This window comes from Parabacteroides sp. AF18-52 (assembly GCF_003479145.1).
Taxonomy (GTDB): domain Bacteria; phylum Bacteroidota; class Bacteroidia; order Bacteroidales; family Tannerellaceae; genus Parabacteroides; species Parabacteroides faecis.
The window spans coordinates 283,390-296,399 of the sequence record NZ_QUGR01000006.1 but is presented as its reverse complement, the minus strand read 5'-3'; the positions used below and the strand labels follow the sequence as shown (position 1 = coordinate 296,399).

5 protein-coding genes are annotated in these 13,010 nt (G+C 43.3%); all 5 read right to left on the bottom strand.

Going from position 1 to position 13,010, the window contains the following annotated elements; translation table 11 throughout:
- Position 1: 1 nt before the first annotated feature.
- Positions 2–2,674, bottom strand: coding sequence for a glycoside hydrolase family 78 protein (locus DWX23_RS12610; RefSeq protein ID WP_122374752.1), 2,673 nt, complete (start codon positions 2,672–2,674; stop codon positions 2–4).
- A 51-nt stretch (positions 2,675–2,725) separates the two neighbouring features.
- On the bottom strand, positions 2,726–5,278 hold the full coding sequence (locus DWX23_RS12605; RefSeq protein WP_122374751.1) for a family 78 glycoside hydrolase catalytic domain: 2,553 nt from the start codon (positions 5,276–5,278) through the stop codon (positions 2,726–2,728).
- 98 nt (positions 5,279–5,376) lie between these two features.
- Complete coding sequence (locus DWX23_RS12600) at positions 5,377–8,277, bottom strand: glycosyl hydrolase (RefSeq protein ID WP_122374750.1); 2,901 nt, start codon at positions 8,275–8,277, stop codon at positions 5,377–5,379.
- Between the two features lie 75 nt (positions 8,278–8,352).
- Positions 8,353–9,897 carry a RagB/SusD family nutrient uptake outer membrane protein gene (locus DWX23_RS12595; RefSeq protein WP_122374749.1) on the bottom strand — a complete coding sequence of 515 codons (1,545 nt, stop codon included), beginning with the start codon at positions 9,895–9,897 and terminating at the stop codon, positions 8,353–8,355.
- A 13-nt stretch (positions 9,898–9,910) separates the two neighbouring features.
- Positions 9,911–13,010: TonB-dependent receptor (locus DWX23_RS12590; RefSeq protein WP_233587597.1), on the bottom strand; the 3,100-nt coding region annotated here is incomplete at its 5' end.

The window sequence follows — 13,010 nt, the reverse complement described above, 5'->3', positions numbered from 1 at the left end:
ATTATTTATTTACCTCAAACTTATAAGTACCTGCAATCAATTCTTTAGGAGTATTCTCTCCTTCCAGATGTAATGTAGCCGTTGTACCGGGAGGCACAGTTACTTTATAAATAACTTTATCACCCACTCTTTCCCAGGCTGATTTTATCAACCCGTAAGGAGAATTATAAGAAGCTTTTACATAGGTCAGTTCTTCTACAAAATGAGGCTTCAGGATCACATTCTTAAAACCAGGGTTCTGCGGATCGACATTAATCCCCGCCAATGCCTTATAGAACCATGCTCCAATTTCACCATACATGATATGATTCTGCGAATATCCCCAGGCCAGGCCGTTATAATCCCAATTCTCGTAAAGGGTTGTCGCCCCCTGACGTAACCAGTTTCCCCATGAAGGATAATCCTGCTGGGTTACCATACGGTAAGCCTGTTCTACATTTCCCGTCTCCGTCAATGCATTAAGGATCGTTTTACATCCCATAATACCCACATCCAAATGATCTTTGTCCGCTTTTACCCGTTTGGTCAACTGTTCTGCAACCTTTTCTTTACAGTCTTCCGGGACTATCCCCCAATATAAAGGCATACTAAGCTCCGTCTGATAGCCGTTGGCATAAATACCGGTTTCCCTATTCAGGAACTTCTCATTGATCGCATTCTTTATTTTCTCTGCCGCTGCCTTATAATACTCATAATCCTTCTCAAAACCGAACAGTTTGGCAGTACGGGAAACGATATCCGCATTTTTATAATGATAAATCGAAGCTGTCAATTTCTTATCTGAGACAGATTTGTGAGGCACCCAATCTCCCAAGCAATAATCACTGATCAGTCCTTCCGGATACTTTTTCAACCAGTAATCCGTATGCATTTTCATGGCTTCATAATTATCCTTCAGGCAGGTCGGGTCACCATAAAACTCATACAAAGCCCAGGGAATAATGGTCATTGAGCATGTCCAGTCGGCAATGTCACCACCCCAACCACCGGAAGGTATAATACAGCGCAACCGTCCTCCGTCATACATATTATCCCGATGGTCATCCATCCATTTTTCATACAATGTAATCCCGTCAAAGCTATATAGTCCTGTTTCAATCGCCAGATGGGCATCGCCTGTCCAACCGTTCTTTTCCCGGTGAGGGCAATCTGTCGGATATCCGACCAGATTCGACAGATACGAGTAGTTGGTCGCTTTCAATAATCTGTTGACAAACGCATCGGAACACTCAAAAGAGCCGTTTACCGGAGTATCCGTGTGTATAAAATAAGAAGTAAGATTTTCTGTCGACAGATGCAAAGGCTTATCCGAAGATATCTCTGCATATTGGAACCCTTTATAATTAAAACGGGGCATATATTCATTCGTATTGCCATCCAATATCAATACATCCGTCTGGAACAGCTCGTCTTCCGGATGAACGCCATACTTCAACGGCTCATTTACATTTTGATAAAACTGGGTGTTATTATCGTCGAATAATCGTTTTCTACGGGAATCCAGTTGTTCTCCATGACGTACTTTCACCTTTGTGCCGGGTATGCCTTTCGCTGTGAACTTCGTAATGCCTGACCAGTTCTGCCCGAAATCACATAGATAGAGTGTATCGCTTATTTTCTTCAGGTCGACCGGTTTGCAATATTCCGTGATACGGATCGGATGCATCGCCTGAGAGGTTATATTCGTGCAGGGGATAGCGACTTCCGTTGCATTCTTCCAGGATGAATCGTCATAAGATACGGTATTCCAACCCGGTAACTCCTTTCTGAAATCATAATTTTCCGCCACATAGATAGCATTGAATGTAATGGGACCACCTTTCACCTTGAAACTTTCATCGGATGCCAGAATCTCTTTTGTCCCATCCGTATATGTTATATGCAAATTCAGGCAGAAAGAAGGACGCTTACGCCATGGAGCTTTATCAAAGGACCATTCAGCAACCGGCTGATGGTTATACCAGCCATTTCCGAGAATTACCCCCACAGCATTATCTCCTTTACTCAAAAGATCGGTGACATCATACGTAACATACAATAACCGCTTGTCATAATCGGTAAAAGCCGGATCTAAAAAATGGTCACCGACCTTCTGCCCGTTAATGGATAGTTCATATAATCCGGCTGCCACTATGTACGCCCTTGCCGATTGGATGTTCTTGTCTAATCGAATAGCTTTCCGGAAATAGGGAGTCTCACGGGACTCTATATCCTGTCCATCTGAAATAAATGTTCCCTTCCAGTTTGAAGGCGTCAACATACCTGTTTCAAAAGAAGAAATTACTTTCCGGGATTCCCGCTTGTCTTTATCCCAAACAGTAACACTCCAATAATATTTCGTAAAAGGCTCCAGGGCTTTCCCCTTATAACCTGCCATCGTTTTCCCGTCTGCTTTTTTCTCCTGCCACAGGATCTTCTTTCCTTTGGACAAAGCGACAGAATCTTTTCCTACAGTGATCCTGTAGGCAGTTTGAACGGCTCCGTCCCTGCTATCTTCCAGATGCCACGAAAAACGCGGAGCCTGGCGGTCGATACCTAACGGAGCAATCAGATGCTCGCACTTCAAATCCGCAGGCACACACTCTTCGGCTTTCTCCTGCGCCTTTAGTCCACAGATGTTTACAGAACATAGAAACGCCATAACCATCCCCCTAATAATCTTATCCTTTTTCATCTCCTAATGAATTTAGTTAACAAATTATTCTTTGTCATGCAAAGATACGTATCAAGTATATTTCAAATGAAGTTCGTATTTTTCCTGACCTTCCATCTTATATACTTTGATTCCATTTTTCTCAGTCCGTAAGAACGGTAGCTTGATTTCTTCCCGTGCATCCAGCCATAATTCGACAGACACTGTATCCGGGATCCTCAACCGAAGGGTCCGTATTCCTTTCTTTCCCTGCGAATAAAAATGTACTGCCCCTTTTGCTGTGTATACATCAAAATCTACTTTCTCCAGGCTACCGGGCTGCGGCTCTATTTTTATTTTACCAGATCCTCCCTCTATCGGGCAAATACCGGCTATCCCCTGACTGAGAGCGATCAAAGGATGCATGGCGCAATGACTCCACTGAGAGCCTTCATCCGGATAAGCAGTCCAAAACTCCTGTAATGTGTTATTTTCCCAAACAGAGCTCATTCGTCCCCATTTCGTTCTCAAGTCAGACAGAACGGATTCAATCTTCCTGTATTTAACCAATGCCCACAGACGCCACACGGCATTACACGGGTATGATATACCCAACTCTGCAGGAGTCTGTTCCAATATTTCCAATGACTTATCTACAGAATTACCCGGACACAAATCATAGACCAATGCCGTAGACAAAGAACGGTCACAATAACGTATCTCTCCTTCTTCCTTTATCCAGGGTAGATTATTCACATAAACTTTCCGTTCCTCATCCCAAAACTTACGGATACATCCCTGAAGTATCCTATTGCCATAAGCTTCAATCCTGTCAGCTTCTTCCTTATCTCCAAACAAACGGCACAAAGGAGCCAAAGCATTCCTGCACATTGCTGTAATATAAAGATTTAACGCCAATTGTTTATGACGGTTCTTTTTATATGCCTCATGATCGATGTAAACCGAACACATTCCTAAGTTCTCTGCCGGTACCAATTGCTCCTCTTCATTCGTCAGCGAACAGAGAAAAACAAAAAACTTAAGAAGTCTCGGATAGACTTCTTCCAATCCCTTTAAATCACCGGTATACATGTAATAATGATAAGCATCGAAACAAAATCCGATACTATGATCCAGAATAGGGCCCCAACCGGTCAGTTGCATCTGTCGTTCCATCGTACGTGCCAACCGATCCCAGGCAGGCCAACTATCCATAAAGTATCCGTCTATGGAAGATCCCTGGCTGAATGTATTTATATACCGGAAAGGAAGCGAACAATCTCCCATCGTCTGAAAAACAGCATGTAACTGATGACTACCATCTCCGCTGTATTGTTGCCTTTCCCGCGCCATTCCATCGACCAGTGTTTCCTGGGCACAATTATATAATGTATTTACTGCAGCATCGACCACCTTTTGAATAGTATCGTCTGCTATGAATATATCTGGTTCTTTATGCCAGGGATATATTCTACGGCGCATACCGACCGAAGATATCCTGACCGGACGATTAAAGTTACGAATATGTAACTGAAGCCATCTGAAACTCTCGAAATCAAATGTTTCAAAGGTATTAACCCCTTCTTTACAAACAAACCGGGTCCAGGAGTTAAAATGAGAATTTATAATAGCAGGACCTCCGATCCGATGTGCTTCATGCACCAACAATTCCACCACAGTTCCTTCCGGAGCGTCAATAGTAAAATAAGGCCACCCGACGCCTTGTTCACTAAAAGAAAAGGTCAGCGCAGCCGCATTGTTTCCATTCGGCTCCACCAGCCACTCGTCTCCGGACTGTCTGACAACCGGCTGATGTATAACATCGAAAGCATCACTGACCAACATATCAAAATAATCTTCCGCCGGTCTCTTCCAATGAATCCACATGGATTCTTCCAGTTTGGGCCAGGCCACCGAATATTCCCGCATCAAAGGAATACTCCTCCGGCGGATCTCTGATACGTTTTTATCCCCGGATATCTCCCAGACATATTCTGAGACTCCGTTACAGACAGACGGATGACATCCGTCATCACTCACAACCAATGCTTTTACCCAGTCCGCATTCTGGATAAAGTCAGGCGTATCCCATCCATACGGATACAGTCGGGCATCAAAAGTCTCTTGTAAAGAGCGCAGAAACCATCGTTTGTATTTTCCGGGCTGCCAACTGCGGGATAAATAGCTGAACCACGAGTCATCCGTCAGTATTTTTTGCCCATCGATATCCAGATTCAGGATAAATCCGGGCTTTCCCATCGGAGAAGTTCCATCACCGGTTCCAAAATAACAGACTTCGACGGCTATTGTATTTTTACCTTCGACCAAATATCCCGCCAGATCCAGCGGATCGGCTTCCTGCCAGCGGGGATCAGACGGAGCAGGCCCCCATTGCACTCTTTTCCCGTTCACAAACAAACGATATCTGCTATCCGCCAGTATCCATCCATTCGCTTTCAACGGCTTTTCTTTCAGTATGACATCTTTCCGGAATAAAATAAAAGTGTTTTGCAGCGTCCGGCCGGCCGGATACCAAATCCATTTCGCAGGAGACAGATCCAAAGCTCCATTCCGGTCTTCCTTTGCAAAGGAAGACATACCTACGAAAAATAAAAGTGTTATAAATAATACCTTATGAATTGCCATACTACAAAACAATTTTATCCGGATGAAACAAATATCAACAGCTTATTTATCTTTTCATAAAAGGACTATAAAAGTAAACAAATGAAAAACTATTCACACTATAATCCCCGCAATATATTAACCGGACCGAGTAAACCTGCGTCAGTCAGCGGGGTACTTCCCCTCAGCATATCGAAACGGAAAACATCATGTGTTTTTGTAAAACGTTTCTCTACCGGCAATTTCCAGTCTCCAATCACCCGATTCGCCCATAAATTGACTATATCAATCTCCAGAACATTTCCTGTATCCTTTATACAATCCGTAATATCGACGCGCCAGGGAGAGCACCACAAAACACCCAGCTCTTTACCATTCAAACGAACAGACGCCACATGCTTAACATCGCCCAAATCGAGGACAAGCCTTTCACCTGCGTGAGAAAGCTTTTTCTGCACATTCCCCATGTCAAATACTTTCCGATAAGTTGCTTTACCCGAATAATACTTAATCCCTTCTTCGGGGCTATCGATCCAGTTAGAAAGCTTATCAAAATGTACTTCACCGGGACCACCCCAGTCTTTGTCAAATAAAACCTGCCATGAGTCGCTTAACTCTTTGACCTTCTCATATTTCAAGAAATTAGGAACTCCTTTGCCGGAACTGTTCTTAGAGATAGATTTGTGGAATACAATAAAACAAGAGCCATACGGCGCCAACTCCAACGACAAACCGGTAAGTCCGCCCTTCTGCTCAAAAGAACCCGCCTCTTTCATCTCACCCGTTACCGGATCCCATATCTCCGGTTGTTTTCCGGTAACTCGAAAGGAAAAGTCTCCGACTTCGGTCCTTCCTGTACGATTAATCACAAAATAAATCTCGGACTGTCCATCCACCCGATGGATATAATCGAACTTTTCAGGCTCACGTGTCTGACCCGCATAAGAAAAATCAGGTTGTATTCCATCCGCTAGCAAAACTTCACGTGCTGTCTTCCCCCAGATGATACGTCCTTTACCAAACTTCCGTTCCGTACGAGTTTTCCCATCCAGGTCACCCCAAATTTCTGCGGCAATCTTCCGTACCTCTGTGTCACAATCCGGATACCCGTTCAGTTCTGCCGACCTTTTAGGAGGTGCCCCAACTACAGTAGCCCCATCCCTGATCAATTGCCGAAGTTTCTTGATTACTGGCAGAGACATGGCATCCGAAGGATCGGATAAAACCTTCAACTGTTGATAATGCCCTACTGCCTCACATATCTCTTCCACAGGAGAAACACAATTCTGAAGATATAAAAGACGATAACTCATACCATCAGGTAATACGATCCTTCCATCTTCGACGGACATACGTGTCAGTAGTACTTCTGCATTCGTATAATCACAGTCATAGCCTACCCCGAGAGTCGGCACAACATATTTAGGCGGGACCAGCGTCGGCGGTCGTTCGCCCAAAAAGAAACAGACATCGGCCACAAACTTACCCTCCTGCAATAAAGACTGGCAACGAGACAAATAAGAAAAAAAGGCTGAAGACTGTTCCCACCAGGTTATATTAGGAGTAAAATGCTGACCGGCACAAAATTCATATCCGGGTTTCCCATCTTCCGGAGGCTGGCAGGTTGCCTGATGTAACATAAAGCGGTTTATGCCTTCACAAAAAGCATCATTCGCATAGGGTTTTAAATCGTAGGGACCCAGAGACCAATGCGTACGGTCCTGTTCCATCTGTGTGAAAGCTTCCGCCTGCGCTTCACGCCGGCCATATATATGTGCAGCCGAAGCTGTTTGTTTCAAATTAAGTCTTGCGCTTTTACGCGAATTCATTCCGTCTTCAGGTAATTTGTAATGTACCCAAAATTCGCCGGCCGGAATATCACAACGCCCCAAATTTTTTAGTGCATCCTGAGGAGGCGTATCATTCGGTCCTCCCGCCTCATTACCTACATCCATGCCATTCTCATGGCATAATTCATAGAAATGTCCATAAAAGTTTTCTGCGACACAATCCTGTATCGTTCTGTCAAAATCATCCCGAAAACGAGCCGAAAAGACAGAATCATTCACTGTATATCCCGCTAATATAGCCATATATGGCTTTAAATCATATCCTCGGAAACGCCGGAATTGCTCCGGGAAATCCTGAGTCCATGTCAGTTTTCCGCATTCCCAGCTATCCGACCACAAATAAGCCAATTTACCGCCGGCCTGTCGGGTCTCTTCAATAACTAACTTACCTAAATGATCAAAATGATCATCCAAAGCAACCGTACTCAAATAATCTATTTCATATCCGTCTCCTCCTTCGAACGTATCGCCTTTAGGATATGCATACCATTTGCTCCAGGGATGACCTGTCAATGTATATCCTGTCCGTAAAATGAGCCAGTCGCCTTCCGGAACATCCCAATGCAATCTCCCGTCAGAATTTATACAGTCCGTGATATCTATAGCAGTTTCCGGATGTACTGTTTTTGTTTGGCGTTCTATTTTAAATGCCTGAACCCATACATCATGGTAATAATTATCGACAGTTTCAGGTTGAGGAAATTCTTTGGAAAAGGTTACAGGCCCGGTAACGATCTGTTCACTTTGAACTACTTTCTTCATCGCTTTATCCGGTGTAACCCAAGGCCCCATCATGGTCCAGCCTCCCGCCAGGTTAAATCCTATTTCAATATTCAAACGTTTAGCTTCCCGGATAGCATGCCGATAAAGAGCACGCCACTCAGGACTCAGCCATTCAACACCTAATAAAGCCCCTTCCCCGGCATATCCACCCGTACATATCAGATTGACACCACTGATCCCTTTTGCTTTAAACTCTTCCAGGTCACGGGTAATAGAGCCTTCATTTACACGATTATAGAGCCACCACCAATAGACTCTTGGCTTTGCATGATCCGGCGGTGAGACAAACAAGTCACTAAGATCGCCTGCTCGCTGACCTACAACCGAATTGCAGCAGAGAAATATGACCAGTAAAAAGAAGATAGACTTTAATCCAGTATGTTTCATGGTATTTTTCTTTAAAAATATGAACAAAGCAAGGAGATCGTTCTTTGTAACAATCTCCTTGCTATTATCTATTTATCAATATCCCGGATTCTGTTCCAGCAAATAATTGATCTGTCTTTCTCTTAACGGGAAAGCGAATACCAAACGGTTTTCCGTTACCTCAAATGCGGAAGGAAGAATCCACTGATACTTCGCCTTCATCGTCTTTCCGAACGCGGTCATTGTTTCTATCGCTTTACCTGTACGAATCAGATCTGTCCAACGATGGTTTTCAAAGGCCAGCTCATGACGCATCTCATCAGCTACATCCTCTGCAGTAACGCTGGTCAGCGGCTCCAATCCGGCGCGGGTTCTTACCTCATTAACATAAGGTAAAGCCTCTGCATTTCGATTCTGCTCTACCAAGTTTTCTGCCAGTAACAACAAAGCACCTGCATACCGGTAAACCGGGAAGTTATCTCCTGCACGCCCAGCATACTGATAAGGAGGGTGATAATACTTCCGGATGAAGTAGTAGAAATTTTTACCAGTTGTCGGAGTAAAATCCGATACCGTCTTGACTTCTTCGCAAGTAAACTGTTCAGCGTCATCAGTCTTACCTTCTGCTACAGCAATGGAAGCATCCAAACGCTTGTCACCCGGTTCATAAGACTGGATCATCTCTTCCGTAGGAACACACCAGCCACCGCTTGTACCTGCATAGTTCGAAAAGGTGATACCCATCAGGAAGTCATTATTACTACATTTCGGAATCAAACGCCAAGGAATATCATTATGTACGCCTGCATTAGAGCCATCTTCGATGTACTGTATTTCAAAAATAGATTCTTTCGAGTTCTTATTGGCAGGATTAAATACAGCTTCATAACTGTCCAAAAGACCGTAATTCATCTGTGTGATATCTTTCAAATCCTGTTCAGCAGCTTTGTAATCACGAGTAGGCTGTGACATATAACAATAAGCACGCAGCATTTTAGCAGCTCCCATCGTTGCCCGGCCACTCTGCGGGAAAGTGCTTGCTACCGGCAATCCCAAAGAAATCGCTTCCGATACATCGGTAAGCACTTGTTTATAAACATCTTCTGCCGGAGATTTAGCAGCAAAAGCTTCTGCTTCGGTAGTTACCTCTTGCAACATAAGAGGAACACCACCCCAATGCTGTACCAAATCGAAATAATAGAAGGCTCTCAGGAACAAAGCTTCTGCTTTTACCGTTTTCTTCTCTTCTTCCGTCAATTCGGAAGCATCCAGTCTACCCAAAATCGTATTTACCTTGGCAATACTAGAATAAACGCCTTTATAACGGTCCGGACTCCAACCGACAGTTTCGTCATCTAAAAACAAAGCTAGTTTTTCAGTCGAGTTATAAGGACCTCTATCACCGCTATAGTAGGTATAGAATGTATTATCCGAACGCATCTCATCCATAAATATACCACTCAAGGCGATATTTCTCAAACCTGTATACGAAGCAACCGTAGCTTGCTCGAAATGATCTGCAGTCTTATAGAACGTTTCCGTCGTAATAGTTGTCTCAGGAGTCAGATTCAGGAAAGAGTCACTGCAAGAAGAAAGAGACAACACACTTGCCGCAAAAATATATATATTTAACTTTTTCATATTCTAATGCTCTTTAAAATTTAACATTCAAGCCAATTGTATAAATTCTGGCAACAGGATATGTTGTATGATCCACTCCCTGATATAATCCGCTTGTATTCTTATTTACTTCCGGATTCATTCCCGGATAAGAACCTACAGTAAACAGGTTTTGAGCACTTCCATAAACACGTATTCCCTTGATATAAGGATTTGATTTCATCGGAATCGTATATCCTAACGTGATATTCTTCAATGTTATGTAATTATTCTTGAATACCCAACGAGAATTGGTATATCGGAATAATTCCGTCGTACCTGTTCTTGTTCTCGGAATATTACCGTTACCTGGATTATCTTCTGAGCGCCAACGTTCTGCAACTTCCTTACGAACATTGAATACACCGTCTATATTTTCCGTCCATTCATAAGTTCCGTCTATAATGTCTCCGCCTAATGAACCGGTAAATACAACGCTCGCGTCAAAATCTTTCCATGAGAAAGTATTCGTCATACCGAAAATACAATCCGGATTCGGATCCCCAATGAAAGTACGGTCATTGTTATCGATAATACCATTTCCATCCAAATCTTTCATACGGACAGTACCGACCATAGAAGAGGCATGTTTAGGTCCGGCTTCATATTCTTCCTGAGTCATGAAAACGCCATCATAGACGTAGCCGTAGAACAGACCTAACGGTTTACCGACTTCCGTACGGTTGTAATCTTCCTGATTATTATTACCGCCAATCGGCGTATTGTTCGTACCCAGCTTCATTGCTTTATTACGATTAAATGTCAAATTCAAGCTGGTATTCCATTTAAACTTGCCTGTCATATTCTTCGTTTCCAAGCCAACTTCATGTCCCCAGAATCTGAATTCACCAATATTGGATTGGATGTTTTCGAATCCGGAAGAATAAGGAATATCAATCTGATACAACAAACCATCCGTTTTCTTCCAATAGTAGTCATAAACCAAGAATACACGGTCATTGAATAATCCTAAATCTACACCGAAGTCGAGCTGTTTGGTTGTTTCCCAGGTAAGGTCCGCATTACCGATACCACTTGTTCCACGTCCGGCAGAAATTCCGTTATTGAAGACATAGTTGTAAGTTCCGATCGTAGCCAAATGATTATAGTTACCGATATTATAATTACCTACGATACCATAACTTCCACGTAATTTCAAATAGCTCAACCTATCGAATCTCTCCATGAAGCTTTCATCCGAAGCAATCCAACCTGCAGAAACAGAGGGGAAATTAGCCCACTTCGCATTCATACCAAAACGAGAACAACCATCCCGACGGAAAGATACAGACAGTAAGTATTTACCCATATAATCATAATTGGCACGTGCCAGATAAGAGATCATTGCCCATGAACTTCTGTCACCTTCACCTGTTTTTGTCGTGGCAACATTGAACCACCCCACTTCATCATCAGGGAAATCTGATGCATTGATTTTTGCATTCTCTGAGGTTGTCTTCTGGGTTGAATATCCGAGCAAAAGATCTACATTATGCTTATCCGCAAATGTCTTATTGTAGGTCAACGTATTTTCGATCAACCAGTTCACATATTTACTGGTACCATAAGAACCGACAGCCGGTTGAGGAGGAGCAGTGAACATGGCACCATTTGCAATAGAAGGCACCCACGATTCGGTTTGATCCGATCCTAAATCGGCATTCGCACTGATACGATATTTCAATCCGTCTATAATCTTGACATCTGCATAGGTGTTAAGCGTTCCTCTCATTTTCCTTTTAGGATCGTCACGTTCACTCAACACGAGATAGAAGTTCGGATTGGCAAACATACCTGGTTGTGAATAAGATATCGGATATGTTCCGTCATCATTCTTATATTTCAACTGTGGATCCATCAAGAAGGCAGAACCAATTATATAACGTCCGCCACCCAATCCGGGGATAATCTGCCCGCTCATATAAGAACCTGATAAATTCAAGCCAAACGTTACACGGTCCGAAGCTTCATATACATTATTAGCACGTGCCGAGAAGCGTTCCGAATAGGTATTGATAATAACACCATCCTGCTTGTTGTAGTTTAGGTTCACAGCCGATTTCACTTTTGTGGTTCCTGATTGTAAACTCAGGTTATAATTCTGCGTCAATGCAGTCTGCAAAAGCACATCATACCAGTCTGTTCCATTCTGTAACGAAGAAGGATTCCGATAACATTCAGGAACTCCTCCGGTATAGCCTTCATACTTAGCCTGATCTTCGTAATATTCTTTTTTGAACTGAGCAAATTCCTGAGCATTCATCACATCAGGACGTCCTCTTTTCGATACTTGTGTTGCACCGAAATAAGCACTGAACTCTACATCTGTTTTTCCTTCTTTCGCCCTTTTGGTCGTTACCAAGATAACACCGTTGGCAGCCCTGGAACCATACAAAGAGGTAGAAGCAGCATCCTTAAGAATTGTAATATTTTCAATTTCTTCAGGACTTATCGACTCCAGTCCCGTACCTTCGTTCGGAGTGATCGGGAATCCATCTACTACTACAAGAGGACTGTTACCACCATTCACGGAAGCAGCGCCACGGATACGGATAGCCATACCACCGCCGGGTTCACCGTTTGCCTGAGTGATCTGTACACCCGAGAATTTACCCTGCATCTTCTGGCTGATATTCGGAACAGGAATGTCTTCCAGTTCTTCATTATTCAATTTACTCATAGAGCCGGTTACCGAACGGGCTTTCTGAGTACCGTAAGCCACAACAACGACTTCATCCAGCGCTTCTGAATCTTCCGATAGCTTTACTGAAAAAGTTGTTTGATTACCTACTACGATGTTTTGTGTATTATAACCGAGATAAGAAATTTGCAATGTCGCATTATGAGAAACTTCTAAAGAAAATCGTCCGTCTACATCGGTAACGGTTCCGTTCGTCGTGCCTTGTTCCAGCACATTTGCACCGATAATCGGGGTTCCTGTTTTATCCGTCACAACACCCGTGATTTTCTTTTGTTGCTGGCTAATCGTCACAGACGCATCTTTTAAATTGGAGCCATTAGCCGCAGATACATTTGCTCCTGAGAGCACGCTTAAAAGTAATAATGGGAGTGTAGATCTTAATATAGGAGTATAT